The organism is Couchioplanes caeruleus (assembly GCF_003751945.1).
Classification (GTDB): Bacteria; Actinomycetota; Actinomycetes; order Mycobacteriales; family Micromonosporaceae; genus Actinoplanes; species Actinoplanes caeruleus.
On the sequence record NZ_RJKL01000001.1, the window covers coordinates 4,946,176 to 4,961,557 of the forward strand.

The 15,382-nt window shown below is 71.1% G+C and carries 14 protein-coding genes; 12 read left to right on the forward strand and 2 right to left on the reverse strand.

The genetic code is table 11. The features are described 5' to 3' along the window. The first annotated feature begins 224 nt into the window (after positions 1-224). The 7 genes from EDD30_RS21945 to EDD30_RS21975 all read left to right on the forward strand — a co-directional run bounded on the left by EDD30_RS21945 (position 225) and on the right by EDD30_RS21975 (position 9,670). The gene (locus EDD30_RS21945; protein WP_084556627.1) at positions 225-1,178 is read left to right on the forward strand and encodes a septum formation family protein; all 954 of its coding nucleotides are present in this window, start codon (positions 225-227) and stop codon (positions 1,176-1,178) included. 62 nt (positions 1,179-1,240) lie between these two features. Beyond that, complete coding sequence (locus EDD30_RS21950; RefSeq protein WP_071807156.1) at positions 1,241-2,887, forward strand: L-aspartate oxidase; 1,647 nt, start codon at positions 1,241-1,243, stop codon at positions 2,885-2,887. Next, positions 2,884-3,765 carry a carboxylating nicotinate-nucleotide diphosphorylase gene (gene nadC / locus EDD30_RS21955; RefSeq protein ID WP_071807157.1) on the forward strand — a complete coding sequence of 294 codons (882 nt, stop codon included), beginning with the start codon at positions 2,884-2,886 and terminating at the stop codon, positions 3,763-3,765. Before EDD30_RS21950 ends, nadC begins: the two co-directional genes overlap by 4 nt. 378 nt (positions 3,766-4,143) lie before the next feature. Beyond that, entirely contained in the window at positions 4,144-4,905 is a 762-nt protein-coding gene (locus EDD30_RS21960; RefSeq protein ID WP_071807169.1) for a type III pantothenate kinase, read from the forward strand. A gap of 771 nt (positions 4,906-5,676) precedes the next feature. After that, on the forward strand, positions 5,677-6,030 hold the full coding sequence (locus EDD30_RS21965; protein ID WP_071807158.1) for a histone-like nucleoid-structuring protein Lsr2: 354 nt from the start codon (positions 5,677-5,679) through the stop codon (positions 6,028-6,030). Positions 6,031-6,494: 464 nt separating this feature from the next. Beyond that, entirely contained in the window at positions 6,495-9,017 is a 2,523-nt protein-coding gene (locus EDD30_RS21970; protein WP_071807159.1) for an ATP-dependent Clp protease ATP-binding subunit, read from the forward strand. Positions 9,018-9,121: 104 nt separating this feature from the next. Next, entirely contained in the window at positions 9,122-9,670 is a 549-nt protein-coding gene (locus EDD30_RS21975) for a DUF4291 domain-containing protein (RefSeq protein ID WP_071807160.1), read from the forward strand. Here the strand turns inward: EDD30_RS21975 and EDD30_RS21980 are convergent. After that, on the reverse strand, positions 9,652-10,554 hold the full coding sequence (locus tag EDD30_RS21980) for an HhH-GPD family protein (protein ID WP_071807161.1): 903 nt from the start codon (positions 10,552-10,554) through the stop codon (positions 9,652-9,654). The two genes, EDD30_RS21975 and EDD30_RS21980, sit on opposite strands and share 19 nt — an antisense overlap. A gap of 25 nt (positions 10,555-10,579) precedes the next feature. Between EDD30_RS21980 and EDD30_RS21985 the strand changes: the two genes are divergently transcribed. The 5 genes from EDD30_RS21985 (at position 10,580) to EDD30_RS22005 (ending at position 14,100) form a co-directional block, all read left to right on the forward strand. Continuing rightward, positions 10,580-11,083 carry a glycine cleavage system transcriptional repressor gene (locus EDD30_RS21985; protein WP_071807162.1) on the forward strand — a complete coding sequence of 168 codons (504 nt, stop codon included), beginning with the start codon at positions 10,580-10,582 and terminating at the stop codon, positions 11,081-11,083. Further along, a complete protein-coding gene (locus tag EDD30_RS21990; RefSeq protein WP_071807163.1) occupies positions 11,080-11,631 on the forward strand; it encodes a peptide deformylase in 552 nt (183 codons plus the stop codon). The genes EDD30_RS21985 and EDD30_RS21990 overlap by 4 nt, the downstream gene beginning before the upstream one ends. An 81-nt stretch (positions 11,632-11,712) precedes the next feature. Then, entirely contained in the window at positions 11,713-12,453 is a 741-nt protein-coding gene (locus EDD30_RS21995; protein WP_071807164.1) for an RAD23 family protein, read from the forward strand. A 19-nt stretch (positions 12,454-12,472) separates the two neighbouring features. Continuing rightward, positions 12,473-13,360 carry a phosphotransferase family protein gene (locus tag EDD30_RS22000; RefSeq protein ID WP_071807165.1) on the forward strand — a complete coding sequence of 296 codons (888 nt, stop codon included), beginning with the start codon at positions 12,473-12,475 and terminating at the stop codon, positions 13,358-13,360. Between the two features lie 32 nt (positions 13,361-13,392). Further along, positions 13,393-14,100, forward strand: a complete 708-nt coding sequence (locus tag EDD30_RS22005; RefSeq protein WP_071807170.1) for an MOSC domain-containing protein — start codon at positions 13,393-13,395, stop codon at positions 14,098-14,100. Here EDD30_RS22005 and disA read toward each other — a convergent pair. Beyond that, complete coding sequence (gene disA / locus EDD30_RS22010; RefSeq protein WP_071807166.1) at positions 14,077-15,261, reverse strand: DNA integrity scanning diadenylate cyclase DisA; 1,185 nt, start codon at positions 15,259-15,261, stop codon at positions 14,077-14,079. The two genes, EDD30_RS22005 and disA, sit on opposite strands and share 24 nt — an antisense overlap. Positions 15,262-15,382 lie beyond the last annotated feature (121 nt).

A 15,382-nucleotide genomic window follows, 5' to 3' on the forward strand; every position in this document is an offset into this window, starting at 1 on the left:
CAGTGGTCTCATCTCCCTGCGGGGCAGCGAGTCCTTACTCCCTGCGTGGGGGCAGGCGGTCTCATCCCGCTCTGGGGGCCGGCGGTCTTATCCCCCCTCTGGGGCCGGCGGTCCCAGTCTTCCTCCGGGGGACCGGCCGGTCTGACGAACGACGCCTGAGGTCCGGGTCGATTGCCATATCATCGGCAAATCGGACATCGCGCGGCGCTCGGGGGGCTCGGTTCATGCGTCACTTCTCCCGGCGGCTCCTCCGGCGGCACTCCCGGCGGCTGAGCCGCTGTGGTGTCGCCGCCGCGCTGAGCGTGCTGGTCGCCGTATCCCTCGCCGGATGCGCCAAACCCGGTGGAGTTGACGGCGACCTCACCGACCAGTGGGCCGCGCTCGGCGTGCCGACCGGTTTCACCCCGACGGCCGGGACCTGCCACCTCGCGAACTTCTCCCAGTTCGGTCCGCGGGCCTCGTACGAAGAGGTCGACTGCCAGCTCGTGCACCGCACCGAAACCGTCCACGTCGGCGAATACCCGAGCCCGGCGGCCGAGGCGCCCGAGCCTCCGGCGAACGCGTCCGCGGCGGCGCGCGCGGCGTACGCGACCTGCGACAAGAAGACCACCGAGTACGTCGGCGGACCCTGGCGCACAGCCCGCCTGTGGATCGGGGTGACCCAGCCGACCCGGGCCGCCTGGGCCGGGGGTGCCCGCTGGTTCCGCTGCGAGGTCGTGGTCAGCAGCTCGGTCGAGGACGACGGCGGGCTCGTCCAGCGGGTCGGGACCCTGCGGGGGGCGTTGCAGGAGGCCGCGTCGCCGCTGCTGCTCACCTGCTACAGGGTGCTGCTCGACAAGGACGGCGAGATCGGCACGATGCCCGCCGCGCCGTGCTCCGCCCCGCACAACGCCGAGTTCGTCGGGGTCTGGGACGCCGGCGACCGGGCGTACCCGAAGACCACCAAGCAGTGGGACGCGTACCACGACGGGTGCCGCGGCCTGATCGCCTCGTACGTCGGCGTACCCGACGATGCCGACCTGCAGTACCGGGCCGGCGTGGTGTCGCTGCCGGGCGGAGATGACGTGTGGGAGCTCGGCGACCGGGGCGTGCGCTGCTACCTGTGGGTGGACACCAACAAGCTGAAGGGTTCGCTGAAGGGCAAGGGCCAGAAGGCGCTGCCGGTCCAGTACCAGTAACGCTGAGCACTTCTTGGCGCCCCGGCCGTGATTTCGTCGTACCGGCGCGGTTGACTGATCACATGTCGCATCTCGCCGGCCTGCCGGCGCTACCCCGCCGCCTGGCCGCCCCCGAGCCGGGCTGGAGCGAATCCACCGACGTGCTGGTGGTCGGCTCGGGAATCGCGGGTCTGACCGCCGCGCTGCACCTGCGGGAGCAGGGCCTGCACGTCACGGTGGTCACGAAGGTCAACATCGACGACGGCTCGACCCGCTGGGCGCAGGGCGGCATCGCCGCCGTGCTGGACCCCCTCGACACCCCCGAGGCGCACGCCTTCGACACCGAGATCGCCGGCGTGGGCCTCTGCGACCCCGCGGCGGTGCGGGTGCTGGTCGAGGAGGGTCCCACCCGGATCAAGGAGCTGATGCGGCTGGGTGCGGAGTTCGACCGCAACGCCGACGGCTCGCTCATGCTGACCCGCGAGGGCGGCCACCGCGCCGACCGCATCGTGCACGCCGGCGGCGACGCGACCGGGGCCGAGGTCCAGCGGGCCCTGCACGCGGCCGTGCGCCGCGATCCGTGGATCCGCCTGGTCGAGCACGCCCTCGTGCTCGACCTGCTGCGCTCCGCCGACGGCCGGGCCTGCGGCCTCACCCTGCACGTGCTCGGCGAGGGCAGCGAGGACGGCGTCGGCGCGATCCTGGCGCGCGCGGTCGTGCTGGCCACCGGTGGCATGGGCCAGATCTTCGCGTCCACCACCAACCCGGCCGTCTCCACCGGCGACGGCGTCGCGCTCGCGCTGCGCGCCGGGGCGAGCGTCACCGACGTGGAGTTCGTCCAGTTCCACCCGACCTCCTTCGTCACCGCGAGCGTGACCTCGGTGCAGCGGCCGCTGATCTCCGAGGCCCTGCGGGGCGAGGGCGCCCACCTCGTCGACGACGCCGGCAAGCGGTTCATGGTCGGCCAGCACGAACTGGCCGAGCTCGCACCCCGCGACGTCGTCGCCAAGGGCATCCACCGCGTACTGCGCGCCACCGGCGACGACCACGTCTATCTGGACGCGCGCCATCTCGGCAAGGACTTCCTCGAGCGGCGCTTCCCGACCATCGTGGCGTCGACCCGCGCGGCCGGCGTCGACCCGGCCACCGAGCTCATCCCGGTGGCGCCCGCGGCCCACTACGCCTCCGGCGGCGTCCGCACCGACCTCCACGGCCGCACCTCCATCCCGGGCCTGTACGCCTGCGGCGAGGTCGCCTGCACCGGCGTGCACGGTGCCAACCGGCTGGCCAGCAACTCCCTCCTCGAGGGGCTGGTCTTCTCCCGCCGCATCGCCGACGACATCGCCCGCGACCTGCCGGCGCAGGCCGACCCGGCCCCGCGGACCGGCGAGCCGGGCTGGGTGGCCGCTCCGGAGATCCGCGCCCAGCTCCGGCGCGCGATGACCCGCGGTGCGGGCGTGCTGCGTTCGGCGGAGTCCCTGGAGAGCACGGCGCAAGAGCTCGGCCGCCTCGGTGAGCAGCGCGGCGAGCCCCGCAACGCCGCGTGGGAGTCGACCAACCTGCTGACCGTGGCCACCGCCCTGGTGGCCTCGGCGCACGCCCGTCGCGAGACCCGGGGCTGCCACTGGCGTGAGGACCACCCGAACGCCGCCGACGAGTGGCGCGGGCACCTGCTGGACTCGATGGACCGGCACGGCATGCTGGCCCAGACCTTCGAGGAGATGGCATGACAGACGAAACCCCGCAGGTGCAGGCGATCGAGGGGCTCAACCTCGCCGAGGTGGAGCGCGTCGTCTACACGGCGCTCGCGGAGGACCTCGGCGATCCGCCGCGGGACGTGACCAGCGAGGCCACCATCGGCGCGGAGCAGACCAGCACGGCCGAGCTGGTGGCCCGCGCCGCCGGGGTCGTGGCCGGGCTGCCGGTCGCCGCCGAGGTCTTCGCGGTGACCTCGGGCGGCACGGCGATCTTCGACCAGCGGGTGCCCGAGGGTGCCCGCGTCACCCGCGGCGACGTGCTCGCGGTGGTCACCGGGCCGACCCGCTCGCTGCTGACGGCGGAGCGTACGGCCCTGAACCTGCTGTGCCGCATGTCCGGCGTGGCCACGCACACCCGCCGGTGGGCCGACGCCCTCGCCGGGACGACGGCGACCGTCCTGGACACCCGCAAGACGACCCCGGGCCTGCGCGCCCTGGAGAAGTACGCGGTCCGGGTCGCCGGCGGCACCAACAAGCGCATGGGCCTCTACGACGTCGCGATGATCAAGGACAACCACAAGCTGGCGGCGGGCAGCATCTCGGCGGCGTACCGGCTGGTCCGCGAGCGGTTCCCGGACGTCCCGGTGCAGGTCGAGGTGACGACCCTCGCCGAGGCGGAGGAGGCCGTCGAGGCCGGCGCCGACTTCCTGCTCTGCGACAATATGACGCCGGAGCTGCTCCGCTCGGTCGTGGACCGCGTCGGCGAACGCGCCGAGCTGGAGGCGACCGGCAACCTGACCCTCGAAACGGCGACCGCCTACGCGGCGACCGGGGTGGATTACCTCTCGGTGGGTGGTTTGACCCATTCCTCCCCGATCCTCGACATCGCGCTGGACCTGCGGGTGAACTGACCGACCGCTCGGTCGGGTCGCCGGGCCGACGATGCCCGGCTCGTGGCGCGGCGGCCACCGCGAGGGCGGCGGCGCCCATGTTCGCCGGCTGCCGGCGCCCGGCGCGGTCGCGGCCGGACGTCGGTCGAGCCTTGCGGCGGGCGCGTCGGGGCGGCTCGGGCTGGGGGCGGTTGTGCGGCCTCGGCGAGGCCTCGGCGGCGGGGTTTCTTCGGCAGTGGCACGGAGCTGGGGCCCGGCAGCGGGGTGGGTGGCTCGGGGGCTCGGTCCCGTGTGTTGCTGGGGCGGTGTTGCGGTTGTGGGCGCCAACGCCCGTACCCGGAAACGGTTTAAGGTTTTGATCGTCCCCGCATCGACTGATCGTCCCACCTAAGGTTGATCGTGCTTCTCTGCATCGACATCGGTAACACCAACACCGTCCTCGCCACCTTCGACGGCGACAAGCTGGTGCACAGTTGGCGGATCAAGACCGACGCGCGGTCGACCGCCGACGAGCTCGGTCTGATGTTTCGCGGGCTGCTGGCCGGCGACGCGGTGGAGATCACCGGGGTGGCGGCCTGCTCGACCGTGCCCGCCGCGCTGCGGTCGTTGCGGACGATGCTGGCGCGCTACTACGGCGATCTGCCGAATGTGATCGTCGAGCCCGGCGTGAAGACCGGCGTGCAGCTCGCGATCGACAACCCCAAGGAGGTCGGCGCCGACCGGGTGGTGAACACCCTGGCCGCGCACGCCCTCTACGGCGGGCCCTCGATCGTCGTGGACTTCGGCACGACCACCAACTTCGACGTGATCAGCGCCAAGGGGGAGTTCCTCGGCGGTGCGTTCGCGCCCGGGATCGAGATCTCCTTCGACGCCCTCGCCGCGCGGGCGGCGCAGTTGCGCAAGGTGGAGCCGACCAAGCCGCGGTCGGTCATCGGCAAGAACACGGTCGAATGCCTGCAGTCCGGCCTCTACTACGGCGTCGCCGGGCAGGTCGACCGCATCGTCGAGCTGATGACGGCCGAACTGGGCACCGTGCGGTCGGTCATCGCCACCGGCGGACTGGCCTGGCTCGTCAAGGACGAGTGCCGGACCATCACCGCGCACGAACCGATGATCACACTCATCGGTCTGCGCATGGTCTATGAGCGCAATGTCGGTTGATCGGCTGTTCCGCACGCGATCGCGTTGATCGTCCCGATCGGCGGCCCCGGTCACCCGGCGGGGCCCGACCGCGCGGTGTATTAATTGCGGTCCGGAACAGATCCTCCAGCCTGCGTTTGTGACGCACAGCGACGCTTTGTTCACGGATCTCTATCTTTTCCGGGCTTGGCGGCCGCCCGGTTGATCATCGTTGCAATTCCGCTACCTGCGGCATGGCGGGCGCGGATCGCCGGTCGGCGACTTGCCGATTTCCCGGCGCGGGATCGGGCCTACGCCGGCCACCTGCTTTCGCCGGGGCCCGCGGGCAGCGCCGGTGACTTCGGCGGATTAGGACCAGGCCGTTTACCTCGGTCGCGGCCCGCTACTCGCCGCACGGTGGCTGGTCGGCAGCGCCGCACGGTGGCTGGTCGGCAGCATCGCGCGGTCGTGAGCGGATGGTCGAAAGCAGTCTGCCGGTAGCGACGGCGCCGGGCCGAAAGCCGGTGGCAACGCGGTGGGATGGGCGGCGTGCGGCGCTCGCCGATGAGCCGGCCCGTCCGGGTCGCACTCGGCGCGATTTCCGTGGTTCCGCTTGGGAATCGGCGCTCCGGGCCCCGCCGGAATGGGGAAACGTGCCCGTCACCGGGGCGGGCATTCCACGAAACACTCCGTTCGATGCCGGTACGCGTTCAAGTCGATATCGAGGCCCGCATTGACGGAACACGCGGGCATAGCGTTATTGTTCTCCGCAGGGCTTTGTCTGAGAACCTGTGTTCGGAAGGATAACGGCGCGTGGCCAAGCAGATCATTCACAAGCTGGTCGACGATCTCGACGGCGGTGATGCCGACGAGACCGTCAAGTTCGCCCTCGACGGCATTCAGTATGAGATCGACCTGTCCGACAAGAACGCGACGAAATTGCGGGAAGTCTTCGCGCAGTACGTCGCCGCCGGATCGAAGGTCGCCCGTGGCGGGGTGGTCGTGGGCGGCCGGGCTGCCCGGGGCCGGGGCGGTGCCACCGCCGACCGGGAGCAGAACAAGGCCATCCGGGAGTGGGCCAAGAAGAACGGCAAGGAGATCTCCGACCGGGGCCGCATCCCCCAGGAGATCGTGGACGAGTTCCACGCCAAGGGGCCGGGCCGCTGAGGCTCGCCGCTCCGGGCCGGGTCCAGCTCGGCCGCCGGAACCCATCGGGGTGGGTCCGAGCGCATCGAGATAGGTCCGGCCGCCGGGGCTGTCGCCCGGCACACTGGGGTTTCCACAGGGTTCGTAGCGCTTCGGCGCTGCGGACCCTGCTGCTTTTCGCTCCTTCCGTGCTCGGCGTGCGTAAGTTATCCACAGGGGTGTACGGCGTTGTCCACAGGCTGTGGACGGCGTCGCCGCCGCTGATGATCGCGCCTTGGATTTCGCTGTGCGCGTACTCCGCAGGGGTGGGGAACAGCCGTTGAGCGTGCGAAGTTGGGGAAATCATCGGCGCAGGACGTCCCGAGAGGGCTCGAGGGCCCAGCAGAGTCACCCGGCGGCGATAGAGTTACAGCACGGGTATCACCGATGCCCGTGCGCTGGCCCCGCCAGTTCATTGGCGCACGGCACGTGAGGAGCACGAGGGCATGTTCGAGCGGTTCACCGACCGAGCGCGACGGGTTGTCGTCCTGGCCCAAGAAGAGGCCCGGATGCTCAACCACAACTACATCGGGACGGAGCACATCCTGCTCGGCCTGATCCACGAGGGCGAAGGCGTCGCCGCCAAGGCTCTGGAGAGCCTCGGCATCTCCCTCGAGGGTGTCCGCCAGCAGGTCGAGGAGATCATCGGCCAGGGCCAGCAGGCGCCGAGCGGGCACATCCCGTTCACGCCGCGGGCCAAGAAGGTGCTGGAGCTCTCGCTGCGCGAGGCGCTGCAGCTCGGCCACAACTACATCGGCACGGAGCACATCCTGCTCGGGCTGATCCGTGAGGGTGAGGGCGTCGCCGCCCAGGTGCTGGTCAAGCTCGGCGCCGACCTCAACCGGGTTCGCCAGCAGGTCATCCAACTGCTCTCGGGCTACCAGGGCAAGGAGCCGGCCGCGGCCGGTGCGGCGGCGGGCGAGGCCGCGCCGTCGACGTCGCTGGTGCTCGACCAGTTCGGTCGCAACCTGACCCAGGCCGCCCGGGAGGGCAAGCTCGACCCGGTCATCGGCCGGGAGAAGGAAATCGAGCGGGTCATGCAGGTGCTCTCGCGCCGGACCAAGAACAACCCGGTGCTCATCGGCGAGCCGGGTGTCGGCAAGACCGCGGTCGTGGAGGGGCTGTCGCAGTCCATCGTCAAGGGTGAGGTGCCCGAGACGTTGAAGGACAAGCAGCTCTACACCCTCGACCTCGGCGCGCTGGTCGCCGGTTCCCGTTACCGCGGTGACTTCGAGGAGCGCCTCAAGAAGGTGCTCAAGGAGATCCGCACCCGGGGCGACATCATCCTGTTCATCGACGAGATCCACACCCTGGTCGGTGCCGGTGCGGCCGAGGGCGCGATCGACGCCGCGTCCATCCTGAAGCCCATGCTGGCGCGTGGCGAGCTCCAGACCATCGGCGCGACCACCCTGGACGAGTACCGCAAGCACCTCGAGAAGGACGCCGCGCTCGAGCGCCGCTTCCAGCCGATTCAGGTGGGCGAGCCGTCGCTGGCGCACACCATCGAGATCCTCAAGGGCCTGCGCGACCGTTACGAGGCGCACCACCGGATCAGCATCACCGACGCCGCCCTGGTGGCGGCGGCGACGCTGGCCGACCGGTACATCTCGGATCGGTTCCTGCCGGACAAGGCGATCGATCTCATCGACGAGGCCGGTGCGCGGATGCGCATCCGCCGGATGACCGCGCCGCCGGACCTGCGGGACTTCGACGAGCGCATCGCCCAGGTCCGCCGGGACAAGGAGTCCGCGATCGACGCGCAGGACTTCGAGCGGGCCGCGCAGTTGCGCGACAAGGAGAAGCAGCTCCTGGGCCAGAAGGCGCAGCGGGAGAAGGAGTGGAAGGCCGGCGACCTCGACGTCGTGTCCGAGGTCGACGACGAGCAGATCGCCGAGGTGCTGGGCAACTGGACCGGCATCCCGGTCTACAAGCTCACCGAGGAGGAGACCTCCCGGCTGCTGCGCATGGAGGACGAGCTCCACAAGCGGGTCATCGGCCAGGAGGACGCGGTCAAGGCGGTCTCGAAGGCGATCCGGCGTACCCGCGCCGGCCTGAAGGACCCGAAGCGGCCCTCGGGCTCGTTCATCTTCGCCGGCCCCTCGGGTGTCGGTAAGACCGAGCTGTCCAAGGCCCTCGCCGAGTTCCTGTTCGGCTCCGAGGACGCGCTGATCCAGCTCGACATGTCGGAGTTCCACGACCGGTACACGGTGTCGCGCCTGGTCGGTGCGCCTCCCGGATACGTCGGCTACGACGAGGGTGGCCAGTTGACCGAGAAGGTGCGCCGCAAGCCGTTCTCGGTGGTGCTGTTCGACGAGATCGAGAAGGCCCACCCGGACGTCTTCAACACGCTGCTGCAGATCCTCGAGGACGGCCGCCTCACCGACGGTCAGGGCCGCATCGTGGACTTCAAGAACACGGTGATCATCCTGACCACCAACCTGGGCACGCGTGACGTGGCCAAGGCGGTGTCGCTGGGCTTCCAGGCCTCCGAGGCCGAGGAGTCCAACTACGAGCGGATGAAGGTCAAGGTCAACGACGAGCTGAAGCAGCACTTCCGCCCGGAGTTCCTCAACCGTATCGACGACACGATCGTCTTCCACCAACTGCGCCAGAACGAGATCCTCGAGATCGTCGACATCTTCACGGCGCGGATCGAGTCCCAGCTCAGGAACAAGGACATGGGCCTCGAGCTGACCGACAACGCCAAGAAGTACCTGGCGAAGAAGGGCTTCGACCCGGTCCTGGGCGCCCGGCCGCTGCGCCGCACGATCCAGCGGGACCTGGAGGACACCCTCAGCGAGCAGATCCTGTTCAACGAACTGCGCCCCGGCCAGATCGTCGTCGTGGACTGCGAAGGCGACCCGGAGAACACCGACAAGTCCAAGCTGGTGTTCAAGGGAGCCGACCGCGGATCCGTGGTTCCGGACGCGGTGCCCGCCGACCTCGGTGCGGCCGCTGCCGACGAGTAATCGAGCACAAACACCACGGCCCGGCGCGGAAAGCGCCGGGCCGTTGTGCTGTTCCGCGGGATAACTCGGTCGCGGCATTCCGCGCCACCCTCGATCATCGGCTCATGGAAGTTCCCCAGCGGCAGATCCGAGCCGTGTACGACGAGCACACCATCACCGTCTACCAGGCGTACCCGGAGGCGATCGCCGGTCCTGCCGTGCGCGCCGGACGGTTCGTGGACCCGTTCAAGCGCGAGCGGATGACCTGGATCAAGCCGTCCTTCCTGTGGATGATGTACCGCTGCGGATGGGCCACCAAGCCCGGCCAGGAACGCGTCCTCGCCGTGCGGATCACCCGTGCGGGCTTCGACTGGGCGCTCGCCCACGCCTGCTCGAGCCACCACGACCGGGCGAGCGGGGAAAGCCGGGAGGAGTGGGCGCGGCGGCTGCGCACCAGCCCCGTACGGGTGCAGTGGGACCCCGAACGGTCGCTGGCGCTGAACGCCCTGCCGTACCGGTCCTTGCAGCTCGGCATCGGCGCAGACGCGGTCCGGCGATACGTCGACGACTGGACGGTGTCGATCACGGACGTGACGCCGATGGTCAGGGAGATCGCCGCGAAGCGGGACCCGGCCCTGCTGCCGGTGGAACGCCCCTATTCCAGCGCCGGATAGCGAGGCGGGTGGTCACCTGCCAGCACGAAGCGGTCCGCGTCGGAGTCCAGGGGCTCCACCAGACCGTCCGTGACCAGTCCGGCGAGGGCGCGGGCGCGCTGCACGTCGTCCGCCCAGACGACGTCGATGCGCTGCCGCGGCACCGGCCCGGTGGCGTGGCGCAGCACCTCGAGGATCAGGCCGCGGACCTGGCGGTCGGTGCCCGCGTACCGCTGCGGCCGGCGCGTCGGGCCGGACGGCGCCGGGGCACCGCTCAGGCGCCACGCGCAGACCTGCTCGAAGGGGCACTCGGTGCACCGCGGCGACCGGGCCGTGCAGACGATGGCACCGAGCTCCATGAAGGCGATGCTGGCCCGGGCGGCGCGGGCCGGCTCCTCGGGCAGCAACTCGGCCATGGCGGTGAGGTCGGCGGCCGTGGTGGCCGGGCCGGCGTCCGGGTCCCCGGCCACCGCCCGGGAGACGACGCGGCGCACGTTGGTGTCCACGACCGGGTGACGCTGCCCGTACGCGAAGGTGGCCACGGCCCGCGCGGTGTAGGTCCCGACGCCCGGTAGCGCGAGCAACTGGTCGAGGTCGTCCGGCACCCGCCCGTCATGCCGCTCGACGAGCGCGACCGCGCACGCGTGCAGCCGCATCGCCCGGCGCGGGTATCCCAGCCGGCCCCACATCCGGATCGCCTCGGACGGCGGGTCCTGGGCCAGGTCGGCGGGGGTGGGCCAGCGGTTCATCCAGGCGTGCCAGGCGGGCTCCACGCGGATGACCGGGGTCTGCTGCAGCATCACCTCGCTGACCAGCACCGCCCAGGCGCTGGTGCCGGGGACGCGCCAGGGCAGGTCGCGGGCGTTGCGGTCGTACCACTGGATGGCTGAGTCGGCGAGCGTCATAACCGGGCAAGCTTAAGATGCCGGGATGAACGAGCTCGCCATCACCGTCATAGGCCCGGACCGCACCGGCATCATCGCCGACGTCTCCGAGGCCCTCGCCGGAGTCGGAGCCAACCTCTCCGACTCCACGATGACCCGGCTTCGCGGACACTTCGCCATGACGCTGATCTGCACAGGACCGTCCGCGGAGGACGTGGAGAAGGCGCTGGAGCCGCTCAGCGGGCTGCTGGCCACGGTACGGGCGGTCGAGCCGGAGGCGGAGGCGGACGCGGCCGGCGAGCCCTACCTGGTGAGCGTGCACGGCGCGGACCGGCTCGGCATCGTCGCCGCGGTCACCCGGGTGGTGGCGGCGGCAGGCGGCAACATCACCGACCTGACGACCCGGCTCAGCGGCCCGCTGTATGTGCTGATCGCCGAGGTGGACCTGCCCCGGGGCAGCGCCGAGGACCTGGCCGTACGGCTCGCCACCGCGGCCGACGAGCTGGGCGTCGACGTGACCCTGCGCCGCGCCGAGACGGACGTCCTGTGAGCGACGCTCTGGCCGGCTGGAAGCCCGACCTGCTCGGCGTCGACGGCCGGGTGTTGCCGGTCGTCACCGCCCCGGCCGAGGTGCTGAGCCGCCCGGGTGCCGAGGTGGACCCCGCGGACCCGGAGGTGGTCCAGCTCGCGGCGGACCTGGTCGCCACGATGCGGGTGTCGCCCGGCTGCGTGGGTCTCGCCGCGCCCCAGGTCGGGGTGGGTGCCCAGGTCTTCGTCGTGGACGTCACCGAGCATCCCAAGACCGCCACCTCGCACGGCACGTTCGTGCTGTGCAACGCCCGGGTGGTGGAGGCCAGCCGTTGGCGGCCCGGCCGGGAGGGCTGCATGTCCGTGCCGGACCTGACCGGCGACGTGAAACGCGCCGGCCGCGTCGTGGTCGAGGCCGTCCTTCCGGGTACGGGCGAAGCCGTCCGCCTGGCCACCGACGCCTTCGAGGCCCGCGCCCTGCAACACGAGATCGACCACTGCGCGGGAAAACTCTTTCTCGATCGGGTGGCCGGTGCGCACGCCGTCTACCAGCGCAAGGTGTATCTCTAACGATCAGTAAACGAGTCGGTGTCGCATAACCGGCGCGTCGCGGCCCCGTCGGCGCGCGGACGACGATACGGTGCTCCCATCATGCGTACGACGGTTGGTCCGCTTCCCGCCGCCGTGTACTGGCGGCGTCGAGCTGTGGTGCTGGGTGCACTGCTGCTCGGCGTCATCGTGCTCTTCGTCTCCTGCTTCGGCGGCGGCGACGACAGCGGCGGCAAGCAGGCCACCGGCGCCGCCCGGGGCCCCGCTTCGACGCCGGCCTCCGCGACGCCGGAGACCGAGCCGTCCTTCGAGGACGCGCCTCCCGGCGCGGGCACCCCCTCCCGGCCGAGCCCGGAGGAGCTGCGGTCCGAAGCCCCGGCCGGTGAGCCGGATACGGGCGACGGCGCGCAGCCCGGGACGGACACGAACGTGACCGTGCCGGCCGACGGCTCCTGCACCGACCAGGAGATCTCGGTGACCCCGATCCCGGCCGGCACCACCGCACGCCGCGGCGTCCCGATCGAGATTCGCCTGAAGATCAAGAACGTGTCGGCCCGTACGTGCTCGCGCGATGTGGGCGCGGACCTCCAGGAGCTTTACATCGAGTCGGGCGCGCAGAAGGTCTGGTCGTCGGACACGTGCAGCAACGCGAAGGGCTCCGACGTCCGCGAGTTCCCGTCGAACGGCGAACGCGAATACAACGTGACCTGGAACGGCCGCCAGTCGAACAAGTGCGCGGCCGGCCTGGCCGCGGGTACGGCCCCTCCCGCGGGTCAGTACCAGGTCCGCGGCCGCCTCGGCGCCAAGGTCAGCGCCCCGGTCATCCTGACCCTCACCCCGTGACCCCGTGGGCCCGGTGCCCATGATCCCGACCGACCCGCCTCCCGCGGCCTTACGGTGGGCCGCGGGAAACGCCGGCCCCGAGGCGTCGGCGCGTGTCGTCCAGCGCCTCGCCGGTGGCACGCACGCCGTCACCCACCTGCTGGAGACCGGGCAGCCGACAAGGCAGATCGTGCTGCGGCGATATCCGCCCGGCGACAACGCGGCCGAGCGGGAGGCAGCCGTCCTGAAGGCACTGGACGGCCTGGACGGGTGGGCGCCGCGCCTTGTGGACGTCGATGCCATCGGAAGGCGGTTCGGTGAGCCCGCAGTGCTGATCACTCGTCTTCCCGGTCGTGCCGACATCACCTCGGTGCCGCCGGACGACGCGGCGGAACAGCTCGGACGAGTTCTGGCGCGCATTCATGCCGTGCCGCTCGCCCGGTTCGACGGGCTACGCGACGGCATGGCAGCGACATCGTCACCGGCCACGCGGTACGCCCCGGGAGCGGCGGTCCTGGCGGCCGACGGTCATCGTCTTCGCGCCGAGGAATCGGTCCTGACGCACTTCGACTACTGGTCCGGCAACGTGCTGTGGCAGCGGCGGTCGATCACCGGCATCGTCGACTGGTCCGGGGCGTCCCGGGCACCGCGTGGCCTCGACGTGAGCTGGTGTCGGCTGGATCTGGTTCTTCTGTACGGCCCGGCGACGGCAGACGTCTTTCTGGCCGCCTATCAGCGGGCGGCCGGAGAAGCGGTGCCGGACGTCGTCCTGTGGGACCTGTTCGCGTTGACGAATTCCCATCACACCGTCGAGAGCTGGCGGGACAACTACCACGGCCTCGGCCGCACCGACCTGACCGCCACCGACCTGCGTGCACGTCACACGGCGTGGACCCGCGACCGTCTCGAGCAGCATCGAGAGCGGTGATGGCGGCTGCGCCCACCTACTACTGTCGGTTCGTGCAGATCGCCGAAGTCCGTCGTTTTCCGGTGAAATCCATGCTCGGCGACGCGGTGCCGGACGCCTGGGTCGATCACCGCGGCCTGGTGGGCGACCGGTTGTGGGCGGTGTGCGACGCGGACGGCAAGCTCGGCAGCGGCAAGAACACCCGGCGGTTCCGGCGGATGCCGGGCCTGTTCCGGCTCCGGGCCCACGCGGGCGAGCCGGTACCCATCGTGGAGTTGCCCGACGGCCGGTGCTTCGCCGCCGACGAGTCCGCGGGGCACCGGGCCGTCAGCGAGGTGCTGGGCCGCCCGGTGACGCTCGTCGCGGAGACGACGATTCCGCATCACGACGAGGGGCCGGTCAGCCTGATCTCCACGGCCGCGCTCCGCGCGCTGACCGGGATGTGCGGCGGCGAGCCGGGCGGCGGGGACGTCGACCCGCTGCGGTTCCGGGCCAACTTTCTCGTCGACGTCCCCGGGAGCGGGTTTCCGGAGGACGACTGGTTCGGGCGCCGGCTGCGCGTCGGCCGCGATGTCGTGCTGCGGGTGGTCCGGCCGCTCACCCGGTGCGTGATGATCGATATGGCGCAGGCTCCCGCTGTCGGCCGGAACGACCTGCTCAAGGCACTGGCGGAGCGGCGAGAGATGACTTTCGGCGTGTTCGCCACCGTGGAACGGCCCGGCCGGGTCGCCGTCGGATCAGACGTAGCGTTCGAGGATTGACGCCTCGGCGAGGCGGGACAGGCCCTCGCGGACCCCGCGGGCCCGGGCGTCGCCCACGCCCTCGACCGCCTGCAGGTCCTCGACCGTGGCGCCCAACAGGCGTTGCAGGCTGCCGAAGTGGTCGACGAGCCGCTCGACGATCTGGGCGGGAAGCCGGGGCACCTTGGCCAGCAGCCGGAAGCCGCGGGGGCTGACCGCCGCGTCCAGCGCGTCGGAGGCGCCGGCGTAGCCGATGGCCTTGGCGACGGCGACCAGGTCGATCATCTCGGTCGCGGTGAGCAGGTCGAGCTCGACCAGGGCCTCGTCGAGGGTGCGCGCCTTGCGGCCGGTGGGCAGGTAGTCGCGGATGACCAGGGTGCGGTCGGAGTCGACGCCGGCCATCAGCTCGTCGAGCTGCAGCGCCAGCAGCCGGCCGTCGGTGCCGAGCTCCACCACATATCCGGAGATCTCGTCGGCGATGCGGCGCACCATCTCGAGGCGCTGCACGACGGCCACCGCGTCACGGACGGTCACGAGATCTTCTATCTCCAGCGCCGACAGCGTGCCCGACACCTCGTCGAGGCGCAGCTTGTAACGCTCGAGCGTGGCGAGGGCCTGGTTGGCGCGGGAGAGGATGGCGGCCGAGTCGTCGAGGACGTGACGCTGGCCGTTGACGTAGAGGCCGATGATCCGCATCGACTGGCTCACCGAGATCACCGGGAAGCCGGACTGCTTGGCGACCCGTTCCGCGGTGCGGTGCCGGGTGCCCGATTCCTCCGAGGGGATGCCGGGATCGGGCATGAGGTGCACGGCCGCGCGGACGATGCGGGTGCCGTCGCTGGAGAGGACCACGGCGCCGTCCATCTTGCACAGCTCGCGCAGACGGGTGGCCGAGAACTCGACGTCGAGCGGAAAGCCGCCGGTGCAGATGCGCTCCACGACCTCGTCGTGGCCCAGCACGATGAGGGCGCCGGTCCGGCCGCGCAGGATGCGCTCGAGGCCGTCGCGCAACGCGGTGCCCGGGGCCATCAGGGCGAGGTTGGCGCGGAGCGGGTCGCCGCTGAGCCCGCCGCCGGTCAGGCCGGGCGCGGTGGGGGTCATCGGACGGGCTGCCGATCCGTTGACGCCCGGGGCAGCCCCGTTGGCATGACGGTTGGTGGAGGCATCGCGGTCGAGCGGCACCTGTACATTCTACGGACCGTCATCCAGCTCAACGACCCGCGGTTCGGCCGATGCTCCATAGCGTGATCGGTGCTCACTCTCGGTGATTGATGCTGCGTCCCTGCCGTGGCGGCGCGGGGCC

Bases quoted from the DNA above. Each gene is read 5' to 3' on its own strand.
- EDD30_RS21970 (WP_071807159.1), top strand. From the start codon at position 6,495: ATGTTCGAGCGGTTCACCGACCGAGCGCGACGGGTTGTCGTCCTGGCC.
- EDD30_RS21980 (WP_071807161.1), bottom strand. From the start codon at position 10,554: ATGACGCTCGCCGACTCAGCCATCCAGTGGTACGACCGCAACGCCCGC.
- EDD30_RS21950 (WP_071807156.1), top strand. From the start codon at position 1,241: ATGTCGCATCTCGCCGGCCTGCCGGCGCTACCCCGCCGCCTGGCCGCC.
- EDD30_RS22000 (WP_071807165.1), top strand. From the start codon at position 12,473: ATGATCCCGACCGACCCGCCTCCCGCGGCCTTACGGTGGGCCGCGGGA.
- EDD30_RS21975 (WP_071807160.1), top strand. From the start codon at position 9,122: ATGGAAGTTCCCCAGCGGCAGATCCGAGCCGTGTACGACGAGCACACC.
- EDD30_RS21985 (WP_071807162.1), top strand. From the start codon at position 10,580: ATGAACGAGCTCGCCATCACCGTCATAGGCCCGGACCGCACCGGCATC.
- EDD30_RS21995 (WP_071807164.1), top strand. From the start codon at position 11,713: ATGCGTACGACGGTTGGTCCGCTTCCCGCCGCCGTGTACTGGCGGCGT.
- nadC (WP_071807157.1), top strand. From the start codon at position 2,884: ATGACAGACGAAACCCCGCAGGTGCAGGCGATCGAGGGGCTCAACCTC.
- EDD30_RS21945 (WP_084556627.1), top strand. From the start codon at position 225: ATGCGTCACTTCTCCCGGCGGCTCCTCCGGCGGCACTCCCGGCGGCTG.